Source organism: Acinetobacter sp. WZC-1, from assembly GCF_052544965.1.
Map to the genome: position 1 here is coordinate 895,174 of NZ_CP199370.1, position 20,656 is coordinate 915,829.

17 protein-coding genes are annotated in these 20,656 nt (G+C 44.8%); 8 read left to right on the forward strand and 9 right to left on the reverse strand.

From position 1 onward, the window contains the following. Positions 1-33: 33 nt before the first annotated feature. Positions 34-1,647 (forward strand): sulfate adenylyltransferase subunit CysN, encoded by a 1,614-nt coding sequence (cysN, locus tag ACT6PV_RS04220; RefSeq protein WP_445115220.1) that lies wholly within the window; start codon positions 34-36, stop codon positions 1,645-1,647. Positions 1,648-1,850: 203 nt separating this feature from the next. Here cysN and ACT6PV_RS04225 read toward each other — a convergent pair whose 3' ends face one another. Further along, positions 1,851-2,381: an IS630 family transposase gene (locus tag ACT6PV_RS04225; RefSeq protein WP_445117031.1), complete on the reverse strand. Its 531-nt coding sequence runs from the start codon at positions 2,379-2,381 to the stop codon at positions 1,851-1,853. A 139-nt stretch (positions 2,382-2,520) separates the two neighbouring features. Between ACT6PV_RS04225 and ACT6PV_RS04230 the strand changes: the two genes are divergently transcribed. Next, a protein-coding gene (locus ACT6PV_RS04230) for an IS3 family transposase (protein WP_445114685.1) occupies positions 2,521-3,596 on the forward strand; the annotation gives its coding sequence in 2 pieces (ribosomal slippage) (positions 2,521-2,773 and positions 2,773-3,596; 1,077 coding nt in all). Between the two features lie 241 nt (positions 3,597-3,837). On the opposite strand, the gene ACT6PV_RS04235 is transcribed toward ACT6PV_RS04230, so the two are convergent. Further along, on the reverse strand, positions 3,838-4,398 hold the full coding sequence (locus ACT6PV_RS04235; RefSeq protein ID WP_445115221.1) for a DUF2239 family protein: 561 nt from the start codon (positions 4,396-4,398) through the stop codon (positions 3,838-3,840). Between the two features lie 225 nt (positions 4,399-4,623). Here ACT6PV_RS04235 and ACT6PV_RS04240 point away from each other — a divergent pair, with 225 nt between their 5' ends. After that, complete coding sequence (locus tag ACT6PV_RS04240; RefSeq protein WP_445115222.1) at positions 4,624-5,616, forward strand: NAD(P)H-quinone oxidoreductase; 993 nt, start codon at positions 4,624-4,626, stop codon at positions 5,614-5,616. A gap of 6 nt (positions 5,617-5,622) precedes the next feature. Here ACT6PV_RS04240 and ACT6PV_RS04245 read toward each other — a convergent pair whose 3' ends face one another. After that, positions 5,623-6,636, reverse strand: coding sequence for a zinc-binding alcohol dehydrogenase family protein (locus ACT6PV_RS04245; protein ID WP_445115223.1), 1,014 nt, complete (start codon positions 6,634-6,636; stop codon positions 5,623-5,625). Positions 6,637-6,868: 232 nt separating this feature from the next. Here ACT6PV_RS04245 and ACT6PV_RS04250 point away from each other — a divergent pair, with 232 nt between their 5' ends. Beyond that, the gene (locus ACT6PV_RS04250) at positions 6,869-7,369 is read left to right on the forward strand and encodes a hypothetical protein (protein WP_445115224.1); all 501 of its coding nucleotides are present in this window, start codon (positions 6,869-6,871) and stop codon (positions 7,367-7,369) included. Between the two features lie 92 nt (positions 7,370-7,461). Here ACT6PV_RS04250 and ACT6PV_RS04255 read toward each other — a convergent pair whose 3' ends face one another. The 3 genes from ACT6PV_RS04255 to ACT6PV_RS04265 all read right to left on the reverse strand — a co-directional run bounded on the left by ACT6PV_RS04255 (position 7,462) and on the right by ACT6PV_RS04265 (position 11,655). Continuing rightward, positions 7,462-8,799 carry a CitMHS family transporter gene (locus tag ACT6PV_RS04255; protein ID WP_445115225.1) on the reverse strand — a complete coding sequence of 446 codons (1,338 nt, stop codon included), beginning with the start codon at positions 8,797-8,799 and terminating at the stop codon, positions 7,462-7,464. 418 nt (positions 8,800-9,217) lie between these two features. After that, complete coding sequence (locus ACT6PV_RS04260) at positions 9,218-10,540, reverse strand: hemolysin family protein (protein WP_445115226.1); 1,323 nt, start codon at positions 10,538-10,540, stop codon at positions 9,218-9,220. Between the two features lie 125 nt (positions 10,541-10,665). Beyond that, positions 10,666-11,655 (reverse strand): LysR family transcriptional regulator, encoded by a 990-nt coding sequence (locus ACT6PV_RS04265; RefSeq protein WP_445115227.1) that lies wholly within the window; start codon positions 11,653-11,655, stop codon positions 10,666-10,668. Between the two features lie 517 nt (positions 11,656-12,172). Between ACT6PV_RS04265 and ACT6PV_RS04270 the strand changes: the two genes are divergently transcribed. Further along, positions 12,173-13,777, forward strand: a complete 1,605-nt coding sequence (locus ACT6PV_RS04270; protein WP_445115228.1) for an isocitrate lyase — start codon at positions 12,173-12,175, stop codon at positions 13,775-13,777. A 217-nt stretch (positions 13,778-13,994) separates the two neighbouring features. Here ACT6PV_RS04270 and ACT6PV_RS04275 read toward each other — a convergent pair whose 3' ends face one another. From ACT6PV_RS04275 to trpS, 3 genes are all read right to left on the reverse strand, one after another. Beyond that, positions 13,995-14,930, reverse strand: coding sequence for an N-acetylmuramoyl-L-alanine amidase (locus ACT6PV_RS04275; RefSeq protein ID WP_445115229.1), 936 nt, complete (start codon positions 14,928-14,930; stop codon positions 13,995-13,997). Positions 14,931-15,057: 127 nt separating this feature from the next. Beyond that, positions 15,058-15,180, reverse strand: coding sequence for a type B 50S ribosomal protein L36 (ykgO, locus tag ACT6PV_RS04280; RefSeq protein WP_445115230.1), 123 nt, complete (start codon positions 15,178-15,180; stop codon positions 15,058-15,060). Between the two features lie 597 nt (positions 15,181-15,777). Beyond that, positions 15,778-16,791, reverse strand: coding sequence for a tryptophan--tRNA ligase (trpS, locus tag ACT6PV_RS04285; RefSeq protein ID WP_445115231.1), 1,014 nt, complete (start codon positions 16,789-16,791; stop codon positions 15,778-15,780). A 192-nt stretch (positions 16,792-16,983) separates the two neighbouring features. On the opposite strand from trpS, the gene ACT6PV_RS04290 reads away from it, so the two are divergent. From ACT6PV_RS04290 to ACT6PV_RS04300, 3 genes are all read left to right on the forward strand, one after another. Beyond that, the gene (locus ACT6PV_RS04290) at positions 16,984-17,928 is read left to right on the forward strand and encodes a DUF808 domain-containing protein (RefSeq protein ID WP_445115232.1); all 945 of its coding nucleotides are present in this window, start codon (positions 16,984-16,986) and stop codon (positions 17,926-17,928) included. Between the two features lie 35 nt (positions 17,929-17,963). Then, complete coding sequence (gene ypfJ / locus ACT6PV_RS04295; RefSeq protein WP_445115233.1) at positions 17,964-18,860, forward strand: KPN_02809 family neutral zinc metallopeptidase; 897 nt, start codon at positions 17,964-17,966, stop codon at positions 18,858-18,860. Between the two features lie 296 nt (positions 18,861-19,156). Next, positions 19,157-20,656 carry a cation:proton antiporter domain-containing protein gene (locus ACT6PV_RS04300; RefSeq protein ID WP_445115234.1) on the forward strand — a complete coding sequence of 500 codons (1,500 nt, stop codon included), beginning with the start codon at positions 19,157-19,159 and terminating at the stop codon, positions 20,654-20,656.

Genomic DNA, 20,656 nt, shown 5'->3' on the forward strand with positions numbered 1-20,656 from the left:
CCCCGATTTTTAAATATTTGTGGAGTGTGAGCAATGTCTCATCAATCAGAATTGATCAGTCAGGATATCCTGGCCTATTTAAAACAGCACGAAAATAAAGACCTGCTGCGTTTTTTAACCTGCGGTAATGTCGATGACGGTAAAAGTACCCTGATTGGCCGTTTACTTTATGACTCAAAACTGATCTATGAAGATCAGTTACAGGCGGTGACCAGGGACAGTAAAAAAGTCGGAACCACGGGAGATGCACCGGATCTGGCATTATTGGTGGATGGTTTACAGGCGGAACGTGAGCAGGGTATTACCATTGATGTGGCCTATCGCTATTTCTCAACAGAGAAGCGTAAATTCATCATTGCTGATACGCCGGGACATGAACAATATACCCGTAACATGGCAACCGGTGCCTCGACCTGTGACCTGGCAGTTATCCTGATTGACGCACGTTATGGGGTTCAGACACAGACGCGTCGGCATACCTATATTGCCAGTCTGCTGGGCATTAAAAACATTATTGTTGCGATCAACAAAATGGATCTGGTTGGATTTTCTGAAGCACGTTTCAATGAAATCCAGGTTGAATATGATGCTTTTGTGAGCCAACTCGGTGAGCGCCGCCCTGAGAATATTGTATTCGTACCGATTTCGGCACTGAATGGCGATAACGTTGTTAATCCATCTGCAAGTACGCCCTGGTACAAGGGTCAAACCTTGATGAGCATTCTTGAATCAGTGGAAATTAAACGCGAATCGAATAAACATGAATTTCGTTTCCCTGTTCAATATGTGAATCGCCCAAACCTCGATTTTCGTGGTTTCGCAGGGACCATTGCGTTGGGTAAAATCAACGCTGGTGATGAAATTGTTGCTTTGCCATCTGGTAAAAAATCAACAGTTAAAGAAATTGTAACCTTTGATGGCAACCTTGAACAAGCTGTTGCCGGTCAAGCCGTGACCTTAACCTTAAACGATGAAATTGATATTTCTCGTGGTAACGTTCTGGTTCGTGCAGGTGAACAACCGTTGATTTCACGTAGCGTACGTGCATCAGTGGTATGGATGAATGAGCATCCATTGGTAAAAGGGAAGCTTTACAACGTTAAAATTGGTACACAGACAGTTCCTGCTAAAGTCACTGCAATTAACTTCCGTGTCAATGTAAACACATTAGAACATACTCAGGTTGAAGCGCTTGAGCTGAATGCAATTGCAGATGTTGTGGTTGAGTTTGATGCGTCAGTGGTCTTTGATCAATACCAGGACAGCCGTTATACCGGTTCATTTATCTTTATTGACCGTCTAAGCAACGTCACTGTTGGTGCAGGTATGGTTGAGGCTGCGGTTGAATGGACTGCACATACCACACCGGTCACTGCTGAAGAACGGGCGGCCCGGCTGGGACAGAAACCGGCAGTGGTGGCAGTTCCTGCAAATGGATTGCAAAACGCACAGGCACTTGAAAATCTGTTATTGCAACAGGGTGTTGTCGCCCTTGCCCGGGCTGATCTTGACAGGGCTCAGCTTACTTTGTTGCGTGAAACAGGCGTTACGGTAATCAGTACGGTGGCTGAAGACGCTGACGTGGTATTGACTCAGCTGTCCGCCGAAGAGTTGGCTGAAAAGATTGTGGAGCTGGTTCGTCTGTAAGGCTGAATTGTTTCATATAATAGACTTCTTGCGAAAGTATCACTTTTAATGATTTTGGATGTTAAAAATTCCTGAAAAATCATAGTTCATAGTTGTACAAATTTTGACTTTTGCAAGAGCTCTAATAAAAATCCACTTTCTAAGTGGGTTTTATTATATTTGTCTAGGCGATTTGCATAATATAGCCACATGAAAATTAAGAGCTATATTTCTTTAAATCCGATATCCAGAGCCTCACAGATGGAAATATTCTGCCGACTTACAATATTCCTGACTTTTCTTTTCAGTACAGACCATGCCTGTTCAATCGGATTTAAATCAGGGCTATATGCCGGAAGATAGGCGATCCGTACATTATACGTTTCAGCAAGCCGTTCTATTTCTTTACCCTTATGGATGGACGCATTGTCCAGGATCAAAAGATACCCTGACCCGGGTAAATTCCGAAATAAATAATCAATCCACCCTGTAAATAAATGTCTGTCACATGAACCCTGAAAAACCAGGGGTGACAAAAAGCTGTAGGGTGCATTAGATCTCACGGCACTGATCATGCTCATTCTTTTTCCATGACCGCCTGACTTTAAATCCTGACAGCGTTTTCCTTTAATGGACCATCCATATTCTGCCGTGTCAGTTGTATTGATTCCTGATTCATCGATATACAGAATATTTTCCCTGCCATATTCCTGTTCCCACTGAGGAAGAATCCACTGAAATACGGTTCTGCTTATTTTACAGGCCTGTCTGTAGAGGAAACTCTTTTTTTATGCGTCCATCCCAGCTTATGAAGTGTTGCCAGGGTAATACTCCCCAAAAATAATTGAACTTAAAAGTAGAAAATCGAATACCCTTGATTTAAGGAGATTTTCCATGAAAACATCTAAATATTCAGACAGCTTAATCATGAGTATTTTGAAACAAGCAGAAGCAGGTACCCCGGTACCGAATTTGTGCCGAGAACACGGTATGAGCTCTGCTACGTTCTACAAGTGGAAGAGCAAATATGGCGGTATGGATCATTCCATGATAACCCGACTGAAAGAGCTTGAAGCCGAGAATGCCCGCCTTAAACGCATGTATGCTGATGAGCGCCTTAAAACAGATATCCTTCAGGATGCACTTTCAAAAAAGTTGTGAGGCCAGCTCAACGTAAACTACTTGCTCAACAAGCTGTTGAGCAATATCAAGTCTCTGTGAGTAAGGCCTGCCTGATCTTTGATGTCAGTCAAACGTGCTATCGCTATGCAGCTCAATTAAAGCAGCAGAACGTGGTGATCGCAGACTGGCTAATAAAGCTTACCAGGGACCATCAGACCTGGGGCTTTAAACTTTGCTTTTTGTATCTTCGCAATGTCAGGGGATATGGTTGGAATCATAAACGTATCTATCGTATTTATAAGGAATTGGAACTTAATCTACGTATCAAGCCAAAGAGGCGCATTAAACGGGAACAGCCTGAATCCCTTGCAGTACCGACAGCTAAGAATGAATCATGGTCCATGGACTTTATGCATGATCAACTCAGTGATGGGCGTAGCTATCGAGTACACAACGTGATTGATGACTATAATCGCGAGTCACTGGATATATTGATTGATTTTTCATTACCCGCAGAACGTGTGCTGAGAGGGCTTAATCAATTGATTGAATGGCGAGGTAAACCTAAACGTATTAGAAGCGACAATGGTCCGGAATATATCAGTGAGCTAATGGAAACGTGGTGTGATCAGCATGGTATTGAGCATGTATTTACTCAGCCAGGCAATCCACAGCAAAATGCCTATGTTGAGCGATTTAACCGTACAGTACGTTATGAGTGTCTAAATCAGTATTTATTTCGAGATCTGAGCGAAGTTGAGGACTATACAACTGGCTGGCAGTACTTTTATAATCATGAACGGCCTCATATGTCAGTAAATGGCTGTCCACCTATTTTTAAACAATAACAGGGGCTTTGGATTTTCTACCCATTAATTCAATTAAAAATGGGGGTATTACCGTTGAGATTCTCTCCAGCATTTATTCGTTGTTGGCTGTGATCTTGCTCATCTCTCGAACTTTGCCATTGATCTGCTCGGTGTACTGCGTTGTACTTTGAAACTGCTTCTGTATTGCGCTGAACGACTGTAGTGCTTGTTTCAAGCTGTTTTGTGCGTTCTCGATTGCCTTTGACTGAAAACAGTTTCATCATTGCTGATGAATAAAAGCACGTTCTGCCAACCCAGTGATATAGGTTTTTAAATCGGCAGGGTAAGCCTGAATCAACTGCAGAAATACCGCCCGATTGCCTTGATACAGGGCACGGGTGGCCTCCTCATAATTCGGCATATTTCCCAGCATGGCGGACATAAAACGGTCCGTTGCCTGTTTTGCAAGCATGATATTGCTTTCAGACGCCGGGTTATTCAGTTCCTGATCAATCAATTTACGGATCACCGCTGAAGCACTTGTGCTTTGCTGGTCCAGCCAGTTCCAGTGTTTCTGCTGCAAGGTCACTTCACGGGAGATAACCCCCAGTTTTGGACGACCGACTTTTCTGACGCTATCAGGTTCGGCATAACGCTGCTGAATCTCTGCTTCAGCACCAGTGGTATCGACATCAACCTGTTGTCCGGTCTGATCATTAAAAATCAGTATGGTGCGGTCAGTTTCAGTCCGGTTTTTAAGGGCCAGGGCGACGTTCAGCAAATGATCAGTCATTAAATGCTGATCATCTGCAAAAACGCTATAGGTATTTTCAGGATTCATTTTAAAATCTCAGCAAATAATTTTATGGGGGTAAAATAATATTACCCTGGTAAAATTAAAACTGCAAGCAGAAAATAATCATAAAAGATCCGTTTAAATAAAAATTAATTGAAGATCAAAACTTTAAAATCAGACATACATAAGTCCACTGTTCTTCACTGCTGCCGGGCTTTATGTTCAAATAGAGAAAACCTGAACAGTAATGAATTCATCGGGACGTAAATCATGACTCAAAATACCATGCAACAGGTGATCATCACAGCGCCCGGCGGCCCTGAAAAACTGGTGATTGAAAACACGGCTGTTCCGGTTGCAAAAACAGATGAAGTATTGGTTAAAGTGCATGCGTTTGGCATTAACCGCCCGGATATCCTGCAACGGCAGGGTTTATATCCGATGCCGGAAGGAGTAACGCCGGTACCGGGCCTTGAGGTTGCAGGCGAAGTGGTGGCTGTGGGGTCAGCTGTCCGTTTGTTTCAGGTGGGGGATAAAGTCTGTGGCCTGACCAATGGCGGTGGTTATGCGGAATACTGTGTGGTTCCTGAAACCCAGCTTCTGTCGGTTCCTGTGGGTGTGAGTTTCGTCCAGGCCGCTGCGATCCCGGAAACCTTTTTTACGGTCTGGGCAAACCTGTTTCAGATGGGGCGCGCCAGTGCAGGTGAAACGGTATTAATTCATGGTGGCAGCAGTGGAATTGGCACTACGGCCTTAATGTTATGTCAGTCGCTGGGAATTAAGACTTTTGCCACGGTAGGCTCCGATGAAAAAATTCAGGCCATTGCGCACTTAACTGACGCCATTAACTATAAAACCCATAACTTTGAACAGGTCATTAATGAAAAAACCAGTCAGGGTGGAGTTGATGTCATTCTGGATATTGTCGGTGCGCCATATCTTGAGCAGAATCTGAATCTGCTGCGCCGGGATGGCCGACTGGTCTATCTGGGGTTTATGGGGGGTTCCATGGCCAGTCAGGTACAGTTGTGGCCCATCATGATGAAGCGCCTGACCATCACCGGTTCAACCATGCGGGCACGTAATGCGGCAGAAAAAGCAGAGATTGCGCAGGGTTTGCAGCAACATGTCGTACCGTTATGGGCGAAAGGTGAATGCCTGCCCATGATTGATCAGATATTTACATTTGACCGGATTCAGGCTGCACATGCGGCCATGGATAGCGGTGATCATGTGGGCAAAATTGTCGTGCAAGTGATTTAAACGCGATTAAAACCCTTCCAGTACAATTTTACCGATACTCTGACCACTTTCAATCAGGGCATGCGCACGGGTGATATTTGCGGCACTGATGCTGCCGAAATGTTCAGCCAGCGTGGTTTTGATTTTTCCGGAATCCACCAGCGCTGCAATCTGATCCAGTATTTCGCCCTGTCTATCCATATCTGCGGTCTGGAAAAATGACCGGGTAAACATGGACTCCCAATGAATGGATACTGATTTGGCTTTAAAGCCCTGGATCATAAAATTTTCAGGATCATCAATTAATCCCAGTCGTCCCTGTGGTGCAATCAGGTTTTCCAGATCACGGGTATAGTGTGTGGTCCCTGTAACTGAAAAAATATAGGAAGGCAGGCCCATACCCAGCGCCATCACCTGCTGCTGTAAAGGCTGATTGTGGTCTACAATATAATCTGCGCCAATTTTTGTCAGCCATGCACGGGATTCAGGACGTGATGCTGTGGCAATGACTTTTAAATCCGTCAGGGCTTTCAGTAATTGTACGGTAATCGAACCGACCCCCCCCGCAGCACCAATCACTAAAATGGAAGGGCTTTGTCCTGCCACTGGCTTATGTACCCGTAACCGATCAAACAGCATTTCCCAGGCAGTGACCGAAGTGAGGGGTAAGGCGGCTGCTTCAGCATGGTTCAGGGAGACGGGTTTATGCCCGGTAATGCGTTCATCAACCAGCTGATATTCTGCATACGAACCGTCCCGGTGAATGGTGCCGGCATAAAAGACTTCATCACCGATTCCAAAATGTTCAACTTCTTCACCGATTGCCCGGACCACACCCACGGCATCATGCCCTAAAATTTTCCATTGCTGATTATCTACCGGTGTGCGCTGACGGACTTTGATATCAATGGGATTAATGGAAATGGCTTTGACTTCAACCAATAAATCACGGCCCCGGGCAATGGGCATGTCATATTCAATATCGGAAAACACTTCAGGGTGGCTGACGGGATGGGGGCTTTTAAAGGCAATGGCTTTCATGTATTTGTCCTTAAACTATTCTGGTGGAGTAAAAAATAGGGTGATTAAATCAGGGTGACTGAAAAAAGTATCAGTTTGGGTTCCATTATTGTTCCTCAGAGCATAACCAATGCATTGCAATGTCGACAAGTGATATGTGGCTGATGTGGGCCTGAAGATATTTTATTTCTGTTTTGATATGACTTTTATGAGACAATGACCGGACCTTAACCTTATATATCAGGCCTGTTTCATGACCGATCAATCTTCTTTAAGCGATATCGAAATCCTGGATATTCTGCAGTCCATGAAAAAAGATGTGCTGAATACAGAAGCCTGTGAGATTATTCGTGAAGAAGGCAAAGCAAGACGTCAGGAAGCACATAAAAAGGCGCTGGTTGCACTTTATACCGACTTTGAACATAAATTTGTTGAAGCAGTGACTGTGGCATTGCATTTAAATGATGGCCAGGCCAAAAAAATCCGTTATAAAAAAGACCGGATCCGTATTCTGAAAGCCCGGGGCATTGATTATCTGGCCGTGGATGGGGCAGAAACCGCACAGGTGCTGTCACAGATTACCCAGGCCATCGCCCGGGAAGATGCCATTGTGACCCGTGAGCTGCATAATATTTTCCCCTTCTGGAAAGAAGGCTGGCCGATGGTTCAGCTGGACAATGTTTATAAAATTCTGGAAGACGACATTTATATTCATTATCAGGCGGTACTGGATGTGCTGATTGCCCGGTATTAATCCGGGGTTTCAGTCAATTCGTTTCCATCCAGACCACAGGGGAGTCCTTGCCATTTCTCACTCAGACAGTTATTTACTCAGTGTGTTATGGATCAGAGAGAAGAATAGAGCGGAAAAATACCGAAAAGCATGGCAGTCAGCAGCATCACCAGACAGGTGACGATTGCCCATTTCAGGGTGAATCTCTGATGATCTCCCAGTTCAATCCCTGCTAGCCCACACAGCAGATAGGTGGAGGGAACCAGCGGTGAAAGCAGATGGACCGGCTGGCCGATAATCGAGGCCCGGGCTATTTCCACGGGATGAATGCCATAATGGGTTGCAGCGTCTGCCAGAACGGGCAGCACACCATAATAAAAGGCATCATTGGACATAAAGAAGGTTAAAGGCATGCTGATGATGGCAGTCAATGGCGCCAGGAAAGGTCCCATGCTGGCTGGAATAATGTCAATCAGCTGTCTGGACATGGCGTCCACCATGCCGGTACCGGACAGGATTCCTGTGAAAATTCCGGCAGCAAAAACAATGCCTGCCACCGCCAGGGCACTGCCGGAGTGACTGGCGATCAGGCGTTTTTGCATATCCAGATCTGGATAATTGACCATCAGGGCAATACATAATGCGATCATGAACAATACCGGCATGGGAAGTACACCCTGAATCAGACAGATCATCAGCCCAAGGGTAAGCAATGCATTAAACCATCTTAAATCCATGCGATTGACGCCGGGGTTGTCTGAAATCTGAATTTTGTCGCCATGACTGATATCCAGTTGAATGATGCCCAGCCGTTTGCGCTCCATACGGCCATACATAAAGCCGATAAAATAAATCCATCCAATTGCAAACAGCATTGGAAGAATCATCGGTACAAAGATATCGCTGGGATCCACATGCAGGGCGCTGGCTGCACGTGCCGTTGGTCCACCCCACGGGGTCAGATTCATGACACCACTTGAAAGCATCATGAGACATGCCATGACAAGTGGACTCATCTGCAGGCGCCTGTAAAGCGGCAGCATGGCTGCGACACAGATCATATAGGTGGTTGAGCCATCACCATCCAGTGAGACAATCAGCGTCAGGGTAATGGTGCCCAGTGTGACTTTCAGTGGATCACCTTTCACCTGTTTCAGTATCCATTTAACCGAAGGATCAAACAGCCCGGTATCAATCATGACCGCAAAATACAGAATGGCAAACAGCAGCATGACCCCCGTTGGTGCAAGTTTTTTGATGCCATCCAGCATCATTTCACTTAACCCGACCAGCTGAATATGACTGAGACTGTCAAAGTAAAAACCGAGTACATAGCTGATCAGGGCAAAAAGAATGGGGATCAGGGTCAGGGCAACCAGGGCACTGAGACGTCTGGACATGATTAAATACATAAAGCATATAATCATTGACAGACCTAAAACCGTAAGCATGATGGGCAATCCTTTGTATGGTGAAATGGTAATTTATATATGCTGATAAATTGATATTAATCGCTTTCGGGTTTTAGTTGAATAATCATATATAAATGGACTTTTAAAAAGCATGTCATGAATAAATATTTTTGAAAAACAATATATTATTTTTTTGGTTGTTATGGCTGGTCAGCATAAAGTATGAACATCAATTTAACCAGATACATCAGAAAAATAGCAGAGTCATGTGATTAATATCATTTGTATGCAGAATTCATGCAATGCCGGGGTGTATGGCTGGATTGTACATGGTGTGATTTAAACGGTCTGGCGGCATCGTGCCGCTCAGTTTTGTGATGCTGAACATCAGTCCTTAACATCAGTTCAGTGTCCCGGGGTAAAAGATCAGAAAGGCAGAAGACCGGAAGGAACAGTCTCAATCCTCATCAGTCAGGGCGTCTTCCTGTGCTTCAAGCAGCCGGGTGACAAGCAATTGGTCAATTTTGAAATGGTCCACATCCACCACTTCAAATTTATAACCGCCAAAAATGACGGTATCGGCAGGGCGGGGAATTTTCCTGAGCTGATACATCATGAAACCGGCCAGTGTCTCATAACTTTCTTCATCCGGCATTTCGTCAATTTCAAGCGCATGTTTCAGGTCTTCAACCGGGGTGCTGCCATCAATCAGCCAGGAGTGATGATCCCGCCGGATAATCTGCTGTTCTTCTTCCATTGGGATAACCCAGTCGCCCATGACGGTAATCATGATATCGGAAAGTGTAATGACACCGACCACCAATGCATATTCATTAATCACCACCGCAAACTTTTCCCTGGTGGAACGAAAACGGTCCAGTAACTCGGACAGGGTCAGCGTGTCCGGCACCGTCAGCACAGTCCGGATGGTATTTTCATTCAGCTGTAATAAGGACTGATTATTCAGGATACGCACCAGGATGTCCTTGGCATCGACATAACCAATTACATCGTCAATGGATTCACTGCATACCAGGAATTTGGAAAAAGGGTATTCAGCCAGTTTCTGGCGGATGCTGGTTTCGGATTCCTTCAGCGTGAAGTACACGACATTTTCACGTGGTGTCATGCTTGATGGAACATTGCGCTCTTCCAGTTCAAATACATTTTCAATGAAATGATGTTCCTGTTTCTGCAATACACCGGCCTGGGCGCCCGCATCCATCACAGCAGAGATGTCATCAAAGGTGATATTGTCATCACGGATGGTATTGACCTTGAACAGACGGAACAGCAGATTGGCAATGGCATTGATCACCCAGGCCATCGGTTTACAGATTTTAATGAAGATCTGCACCATGTTAATGACTGAAATGGAAATTTTTTCCGGGGCAATCATGGCCAGTCGCTTGGGCATCAGATCGGCAAATAAAATAAACAGTGAAGTGACCAGGGTAAAGGAGAGAGTGAAGCCGATGGTATCTGTCCAGGGGCCTGTATAGAAGCGGTCAATCAGTGTGACAAAATAAGGGCGGAAAGCAGCTTCACCGAGGATCCCCCCCAGAATTGCCACTGCATTCAGTCCGACCTGTGATGCGGCAAAAAAATCGGCAGACTGTGCCTGCAGGTCCAGCACTTTTTGTGCCCGGTCATCCCCTGATTCGGCGAGTATTTTTAATTTAACCTTACGGGCACCTGCAAGTGCAATTTCAGCTAATGATAAAAAACCTGCACTGATAATCAATATGACAATAATTACAATATTCTGGAAGAGACTCACATATCACCTGGGGGTGTCATTATTATGAGATGGTTGTAACACAAAAAACGGTCAGGCGGTGAATTATCACCCCCTGAGGCTAAAGTATAATATTAAAGCGGCCACAGTTTAAGAGTCAATTGTTGTTAATATTGTGAAAAAGCGGAGTTATTCATTAAAAACTCACGGTTTTCCTCTTCAATCATCTGACGGGCCACATAAAGAATCAACTGACGCAGCCAGCGATGTGCCGGATGATGGTGCAGTAACGGACACCAGGCCATTTTAAGTTCGAACTCAGGAATATAAAATGGTGGATCCTTAATCAGCAGATTCTGGTTTTTTGCCTGCAACTGGGCAATCCGCGTTGGCAGGGTGGCAATCAGGTCCACGTTTGACGCCAGCAGGGCAGGCATCTGGTAATGACGGGTAAAGACCGAAATCTTACGTTTCTGACCAATCCGTTCCAGCGCCTGATCAATCCAGCCCAGTCCGGCCTGTTTTTCTGGATTGACACCAAAACCAACCCCCATACCTGTTTTGGACACCCAGATGTGCTGGGCATCGAGGTAACTTTTCAGGTTCAGATTGCTGTTGGCCGGGTGCTTATTGTTCAGCAGGCAGGAAAAGCTGTCACGCCATACCAATACCTGATGGAAACTCTGTGGGATTTCATTAAAACGGTTAATCGCCAGGTCAACTTTACCCTGTTCCATATCCCGATAGGATACATCACTGGGTGTCAGAAAATCGAGAACCACATTGGGTGCTTCGGAACGCAGTGCCTTGACCAGTCGGGGAACCAGGGTTGCCTCTGCATAGTCCGAGGTCATGATGCGAAAAACACGATTTGAAGTATAGGGGCGGAACTCGGTACGCGGTTCCAGAATCATGGATAAATCAGACAGTGCATCCCTGATCCGGGGCTGCAGTTCCAGTGCTCTTTCGGTCGGGGTCATGCCCTCAGAGGAACGGATCAGTAGCGGGTCATTGAATAAATTACGCAAACGGCGCAGAATGTTACTCATTGCAGGTTGAGTAACCCCGAGTTGTTCTGCGGCACGAGTCACATTTTTTTCACGTAAAAGCACATCCAGGTAAATCAGTAAGTTGAGGTCAACCCGCTCCAGATTCATAAAAAAAATACCGAAAATAAAATCATGAAATCATTTTGGATTATGCCACAGCTGAATGCTTTTGTGTAAAAACATACCGGGAAAAGTATTATATTCAGAGCATGATGAGCTAATTTATTTGTTAAATGCCAGGTTGCCAGTTTAAAACCATTATTTAAATGGCTGAAACACCTGTTGATCTCTAAAATTATCTATCTGGTCGGGGGGAAGAGGATACGGTAATTTACCTGATGTTGGGGCAATTTGATCGGAAAATTGCATGACGGCATGAAATCTTAAGTATAAAAAATAATATAAAACATGTAATTATAGTTGATCTCGGTGCTTATAATACGAATTTGATTACTATATTTTTTAAATAAATACTGAGAATTAACGCAGAATATTGGATTAATTAACAGAGTCACTCTAAGCTGTGCTCAATAACAGCAAAGCCCTCTCGAATCCCTGCAGATCTCCAACGGGTGGATCCGGTGCTTTGCTTGATGAAATCCTCAAATGAGTACAGGAAAATATCATGACTACTTATCAGACAGCGATTGATGCAATCCGTGAATTAAAAGCAAAATTCGGAAACACATGGCGCGATATTAGCCCAGAAGATGCTGCACGTATGCAACTGCAAAACCAATTCAAAACTGGTCTGGATATTGCTAAATATACTGCTGCAATTATGCGTCGTGATATGGCTGCTTATGATGCTGATTCCAGTAAATATACTCAATCTCTGGGTTGCTGGCATGGTTTTATCGCGCAACAAAAAATGATTGCGAACAAAAAATACTTCGGTACAACTGAACGTCGCTATATCTACCTGTCTGGTTGGATGGTTGCTGCACTTCGTTCAGAATTTGGTCCTCTTCCTGACCAATCTATGCATGAAAAAACTTCTGTTCCTGCATTGATCGAAGAAATCTACACATTCTTACGTCAAGCTGATGCGAAAGAATTAAATGATTTATTCCGTGCACTTAAAAAAGCTCAAGAAGCGGGTGATACTGCAAAAACTGCTGAAATCACTGCTCAAATTGACGGTTTCCAGACTCACGTTGTGCCAATTATTGCAGACATTGATGCTGGTTTTGGTAACGAAGAAGCGACTTACTTACTTGCGCGTAAAATGATTGAAGCGGGTGCTTGTGCGCTTCAAATCGAAAACCAGGTATCTGATGCGAAACAATGTGGTCACCAGGCGGGTAAAGTCACGGTTCCACATGAAGACTTCATCGCTAAAATCCATGCATTACGTTATGCATTCCTGGAAATGGGTCTTGATGACGGTATCATCGTTGCGCGTACTGACTCTGAAGGCGCTGACCTGACTCAGAAAATCCCAGTGGTTAAAGAGCCAGGCGACATCGCTTCTCAATACATCAGCTACCTGGATACAACTGAAATCGACATCGCTGACGCTCAGGAAGACGAAATCCTGATCAAGCGTGATGGTAAATTACACCGTCCTAAGCGTCTGGCTTCTGGTTTATATCAGTTCCGTGCGGACACTCAGATTGACCGTGTGGTACTTGACTGTGTATCCAGCCTGCAAAATGGTGCTGACCTGCTGTGGATCGAAACTGCGACGCCAAACGTAGAAGAAATCGCTCACATGGTCAATCGTGTACGTGAAACAGTTCCAAATGCGAAGCTTGTTTATAACAACAGCCCATCATTCAACTGGACTTTAAACTTCCGTCAACAGGCTTATGACCGTTGGGTTGCTGAAGGTAAAGATGTGTCGAGCTACGACCGTGCTAAATTAATGAGCGCTGAGTATGACAATACTGAATTAGCTGCTGATGCTGATGCCAAGATCCGTACTTTCCAGGCAGATGCTTCCCGTGAAGCGGGTGTGTTCCATCACTTGATCACACTGCCGACTTACCACACTGCTGCGCTTTCTACACACGAGCTTGCACAGGGTTACTTCGGTACTGAAGGTATGCTGGCTTATGTTGCTGGCGTACAGCGTAAAGAAATCCGCGGTGGTATCGCTTGCGTTAAACACCAGGCAATGGCGGGTTCTGACATCGGTGATGATCACAAGGAAATCTTCTCTGGTGACAACGCGCTTAAAGCCCATGATGATGCTAAAAACACCATGAACCAGTTCGCTGCTCACTGAGTATTGAATTGATTCAGAAAAACCGCCCGAATGGGCGGTTTTTTTGTTGTCTGAAAAAACACAGAAATGCCGTCAGACCATGTCAGAAGATCAGGATGCACTGTTCTGCTTTTCGGGGAAAGCCTGAATGAGTCAGTCCATTACCGGCTATCTTTTTTCAGAATATATCGTTCTGGGCAGCTTCTTTCATGCCGTCATTGGCCAGTGGTTCCCGGCTTTATGCATCCGGTCTTTTCTGACCACGATATTTTTCCAGCAACGCGTCCAGCCTTGCGACAGTTTCAATATCGGCCTGACCATCATATTTTTCAGGATAAAAATGCATCTGAAATGCAGAAACGGCAAATTCAGTGGCCTGGTCATAAATACCATTGTTGGGTACGTCATAGCCATAAAGGGCAAGTTTGGTCTGCAAATCGGTAACATCGCCTTCCCATGGTGCATACAGCCGATAATAATTGACAGCTTCATCGTCATACCAGGCGCCAATATTATAATCGGTATAAAGCTGTTTCCACGGCAGTAATGGGCCTGGATCAAACTTGCGGCCTGGTGATATATCACTGTGACCAATAATACGGGTCGGCGTGATTTTATATTTCAGTACAATTCTCTGGATCACCTCAGCCAGCACTTCCAGTTGCTGTTTTGAGTCATAAGGGTACCAGCGTCTTTGCATCAAGGGCAGATTTTCATCTTCGGCCGGAAAGCCCGGGTTTTCGAGTTCGATGCCAATACTGGAAGCATTCAGGCTGCGGTTTCCCTGCCAGTAACTGGCACCGGCATGCCATGCACGCTTATCATCCGGTACCAGGTTATAGACCGTAAACTCTGCTCCCACAGCTTTTTGCGGAATCAGATAATGACTGCTTACCGCATATTGATCATTCATAAAAATACGCAAAGTTTCGTCCAGGGGCAGGGCGGTATAATGCAGAATCAGCATCATTTGCCGATCATCCTGATTGGGAGACAAATACTGGGTGTCGACCTGGTAATGATCACTGATCATATATTCAGGTGCATTGGAAGACAGGGTGGAAGATGAAGTAACAGGTTTGCTATTCTCTTCTTTTTTATCATCATTATTACAGGCAATCAGAAAAAAACTCAGGCAGCTTATAATAAAAATACGAGTTAGTTTACTTTTCATTATATTTTACTCATTTGGGGAGGAATTTTAATTTATTTTTATTTAACAACAAGGTCAATTTGATTAAAAAATATTAACATTAATAAAAACTGCAATAACACAGCCCTGAAATAAAAAAGACAGGGGATTAACCCTGTCTTGCCTTGAAACGTGGATTGGACTTACAGATGACGTACAGTTTGCCGCGGCGTTTTACAATTTGACAATCGCCACGTTGCTTTGCACTTTTTAACGATGAAATGACTTTCATATGGATAATCCTGCTGCTATGTAATGTTATATTATTGCATAATATGCCTGAAATAGAATCACCTGCCTGGTTGTTTTTCAGATCAGGTGTGAAAATATGCGCTATGTGGCTGAATATTTTATTAATTTGCCAACCGGTTCTGATTCCGGTATGAATAAATTCTATTGATTTGTTGAATTTCTATGCTAATTCCAATTCTGTTGATATTTTTTATATTTAATTTTATTAATATCAATATATTATGATTTTTTTATGATAAGTCTGCCGTATAAAATAATGCTTGCAGCCGGATCTGGATTTGATTATAACTATCAGCATTGTTCTGAGTAAATTTCAGGCAAAAAAATACGCAATGATTGGGGTGACCATTGCGTAGAACAACGAATCTGCTCGCACAGCTTCGGTTAAGGAGAAATGTTATGAATATTGGGGATATTCATAACTATGTATAGATATTAATGAACCGCTTTAAAAAGTTCATTGGTATTCACGTAATTAAGTGTAAATTCACGTAATTAGGTGACCATTATGGCGAATAATGCTCCTTGTCATAAAAAAAGCCTTTCTTTTGAAAGGCTTTTTTTATTTCAGATGGTATTAAAAATGGAAAACACCCAGGCCATTTTTTACTTCATCCAGGGTTTGCTGGGTAATTTCACGGCAGCTTGCGGTACCGGTTTTTAAAATATCCATGATGTAATCGGGATCTTTTGCAAGTTCAATCCGACGTTCCCGAATAGGGCCAATCAACTCTTTGAGTACTGCTTCAAGGCGTTTCTTCACCGTACCGTCTCCCAGTCCGCCACGACGGTAATGTGCCTTGAGTTCTGCCACTTCTTCCTTGTTGGGATCAAAGGCATCCAGATAGGTAAAGACCACATTGCCCTCAACCTGCCCCGGATCTTCAATGCGAAGGTGGTTCGGGTCGGTATACATGGCATTCACTGCTTTTTTGATCTCTTTATCTGATGCATCCAGCACAATGGTGTTACCCAGTGACTTGGACATTTTTGCCTTGCCGTCAAAACCCGGTAAACGACTGACGTCTGAGAGCATGGCTTTGCATTCCGGGAGTATTTCATGACCAGTCTGGCGGTTGATACGACGGACAATTTCATTGGTCTGTTCAATCATGGGAATCTGGTCTTCACCGACAGGAACCACACTGGCTTTAAATGCCGTGATATCTGCAGCCTGAGCCACCGGATAACATAAAAAACCGGCCGGAATGTCCCGTTCAAAGCCCCGCAGCTGAATTTCAGCTTTAATGGTTGGATTACGTTCCAGGCGTGAGACAGTCACAAAATTCAGATACAGCATAGTCAGTTCATTGAGTGCCGGCAGGCAGGACTGGACACAAATGGTGGTTTTGGTGGGGTCAATGCCCACAGCCAGGTAATCTGTCGCGACTTCAATAATATTGCGGCGGACTTTTTCAAAATTGTCAGCATTATCGGTCAGGGCCTGTGCATCGGCCAGCAGCAGGTGCTGCTGGTGGCTGTCCTGTAAAGTTACGCGTGAACGCAGTGAACCGACAAAATGTCCTAAATGAAGTTGTCCGGTGGGACGGTCCCCTGTCAGAATGACAGGGCGTGAATCCTGATTACTCATGAGCTGTTCCAGCCGTGTGATACGGCAGTAATATATGATGAATGGGGCATATTGTACGGTATTATTTTTTTTCATGTCACCCACAATTTCAGTTATCGTTTTTGATGTGGAATCATAATCATACAAATTTTACTGGGGGAATCCGGGTTTTCATTTTAAAATGGCGGCATAACTAAAATTCAGGAAAAAAATATGGCAGGCAGTTTATTAATCTTGCTGGATGATATTGCAACCGTGCTGGATGATGTTGCTTTAATGAGTAAAATGGCGGCAAAAAAAACTGCAGGTGTACTGGGAGATGATCTGGCTCTGAATGCACAGCAGGTCAGTGGCGTACGCTCGGATCGGGAACTGCCGGTAGTATGGCAGGTGGCGAAGGGTTCGTTTATCAACAAACTCATTTTAGTGCCGCTGGCATTGCTGATCAGTGTGGTGGCACCATGGCTGATTAATCCCTTACTGATGATCGGCGGCCTGTTTTTGTGTTATGAAGGGGTGGAAAAGGTTCTGCACAATCTCAGACATAAAAAGGCTGGTACACATGAAGCTGCCAGTCATGAGAAACAGGCGCTTCAGACTGATCTGGCAAATTTTGAAAAAGAGAAAGTCCGGGGGGCGGTGCGTACTGACTTTATTCTTTCTGCAGAAATTGTGGTGATTTCATTGGGTACTGTGGCGGCGGCAACCTTTGCTACACAAGTGATGGTGCTTTCGGTGATTGCAATTCTCATGACGGTCGGCGTGTATGGTTTCGTTGCCATCATTGTGAAAATTGACGATTTTGGTCTGTATTTAACGCAACAGGCTTCAGCTTTTAAACAGTCGGTTGGGCGCGGTCTGCTGGCATTTGCACCAAAGCTGATGAAGGCACTGACCATTGTCGGGACCATTGCCATGTTTCTGGTGGGTGGTGGCATTATTAATCATGCTGTGCCTGCGATTCATCATCTGACTGAAGAAACAGTCGATCATGCAGCGCTGATTCCGAATGTCGGCAATATTCTGGGGGCAGTGACACCAACCCTGATCAATCTGGCCATTGGCATCGTGGCAGGTCTGCTGGTGTTGATTGTGATTGGACTTATCCAGAAAATTCGGGGAAAATCAGCATCTGTGTCATCAAATAAAGATAGTTAAAACACGTCCGTTGAACGAAAAATAAGGATAAGGCTATGCGCTGGAAAGGTCGTCGTGTCAGTGAAAATCTTGAGGATCGCCGTGGTGGCGGTGGTGCCAGAGCAGGTGGAATCAGCATTCTGGGTTTGATTGTGGCTTTTATTGCCTGGAAATTTTTTGGTGTTGATCCACAGATGGCCTATCAGGCCACCAAACAGGTGACTTCTGCCGGTCAGGGCCAGCAGGGAGCTGCACCACAGAATTTAAGTCCGGAGCAGAAAGAAGTTGCAGCCTTTGTCGGAACGGTGCTTGCCGATACGGAAGACACCTGGTCACAGATTTTTCAGCAACAGGGGGCTCAGTATAAGCCACCAAAACTGGTCATGTTCAGTGGAGTGGACAGATCTGCCTGTGGTACTGCTGAATCGGCAATGGGACCTTTTTACTGCCCGGCGGATCAGACGGTTTATATTGACACGTCATTCTTTAAGGCCATGCGTCAGCAAATGGACATTTCCGGTGAACAGAATCAGACCGAGCTTGCAGCGAAAGATGCAGCCGGTGATTTTGCACAGGCTTATGTGATTGCACATGAAGTCGGGCATCATGTGCAGAATTTACTCGGTATTTCAGCGCAGGTCCAAAAAGCCCGTCAACAGTCAAGTCAGGCGCAGGGAAATCAGCTGTCAGTTCGTCTTGAACTGCAGGCAGATTGCCTGGCCGGTGTCTGGGCAAATCGCACCCAGCAGAGAACACAGTTCCTGGAACAGGGTGATATTGAGGAAGCAATGGATGCTGCACATAAAATCGGGGATGACTATTTACAGAGAAAAGCCCAGGGGCAGGTGGTGCCCGACAGCTTTACGCATGGCACCAGCGCCCAGCGTATGCAATGGTTTCAGACAGGTCTGAAATCCGGAAATGTCAACGAGTGTGATACTTTCTCAGGTTGAACAGGACCATTCAGGCCTGAACCGGATATGAATGGCAAGTGATGACAAAAAGGGGAGCAGTGGCTCTCCTTTTTTATGTGCCGAAAAGACGCAGATGTTTTCGCCTGCTTTATAGCTGAACAGGTGGCTAAAGCCCTGTCAATTTCTGGGTTTATGTTAAATATTTTATATATTGCAAACGTTCATGCAGTATTTTTTGTAGAATTGTATTGTTTTCAGGCACCATCTAAGTGGTTGCCAATTTAAAATATCTGTCCGACGTTGCTGTCTCAATTAAAATCAATACCAGGATTCGCATGGGTAATTATTTTCTCCTTCAGGTGTTTACCGTCGTTTTTGCATTATCCATTGCGACTACCATTTTTAATACGCGAATCCTGGGGTTCCCACAGGCCATTGGTGTGCCACTGGTTTCAGCAATTCTGGTTTTCGTGCTGCAATGGGGCGCAAGTCTGCTGAATGGCAACCAGTTTATTTCAATTAATATTCATAACATTGAAGCCGCGGTACGTCATATTGATTTTTATGATTTCCTGGTGAATGGGGTCATTTGTTTTATTCTGACGTCCTCGGCACTGAAATTTAAGGTTTCCGATCTCAGGGTTCACTGGAAACCCATCACTATTCTGGCAACCATTGCCCTGGTGCTGTGTGCGGTATTGTTTGCCGGATTACTGTTCGGTTTCCAGTATTTAATGGGCAATCCGGTACCCATTCTGGTACTGCTGTTACTGGGTTCTGCATTGGGGGCAACCGATCCCATTGGCATCAAGGGCGTACTGAGTTCAGTACGTGCGCCACACCACCTGATTGTCAAACTGGAAGGTGAGTCATTATTTAACGACGCTATGTGTATTGCCGTGTTTATGACGCTGCTGAATGTGCTCGAGGGTGAACATTTCAGTTTATTGGTGACACTGCAGAATTTATTTTATGAAATTATTGTTGCCGTGGTGATCGGCTGGGCATTCGGCCTGGGCATTCTGCGCTTACTGCGTGGGAAACACGAAATGGAATCGCTGATTTTAAGCACCGCATTGCTGGCCTGTGGTTCCTACCTGGTGGCGTTATTTGCACACGCCTCTGCACCTATTGCCTGTGTTATTGGTGGTCTGATTGTTGGCAATAAATGGAAGGAAATTTTACAGAACAGTGAAATTCTGGAAATTAACCACTTCTGGCATACGGTGGAAGGCATTATTAACTCGTTTCTGTTTACCCTGATTGGCCTTGAAATTTTTATTCTCGATCTGAGCACCGGGCTGATTCTTGGAGGGATTGTGGCATTTTTTGCATTACATCTTTCCCGTTTTGCAGCCAATTTTCTGGCTTTTTCATTTTTCCCCTCATTCAGACACAAAAGTTATAACGGCAGCCTGGCCATATTGTCCTGGGGCGGAGTCCGTGGCGGGATTTCACTGGCATTGATCCTGGCCGTTGCAAATATTGCTGAATTACGTGAATACAGCAGTATTCTGATCGGTTATACATTCATCAGTGTATTGCTGTCAGGGATTGTCTGCGGCCTGGGGTTACCTGCGGTCATGAATGCGTTTTATTATAATCCGGATGAACCTGTCGAAGGCTTTCAGGGATGGTATCAGCGGATGTGCAATAAAATGAACCGTAAGGGCTTTAAATATATTGTCGGTGAAGATGCACAGGGCCATGAAACCATTACGATTTATAATCCTGAAGTGCTGGAGGATAAAAACCTCGAGGCTGGTCTGGCAGCGTCTGATCAGGCTGAAAAGTCGGAGGAAGTGAAACGGCTGGAAAATCCGAATAATTTCTGA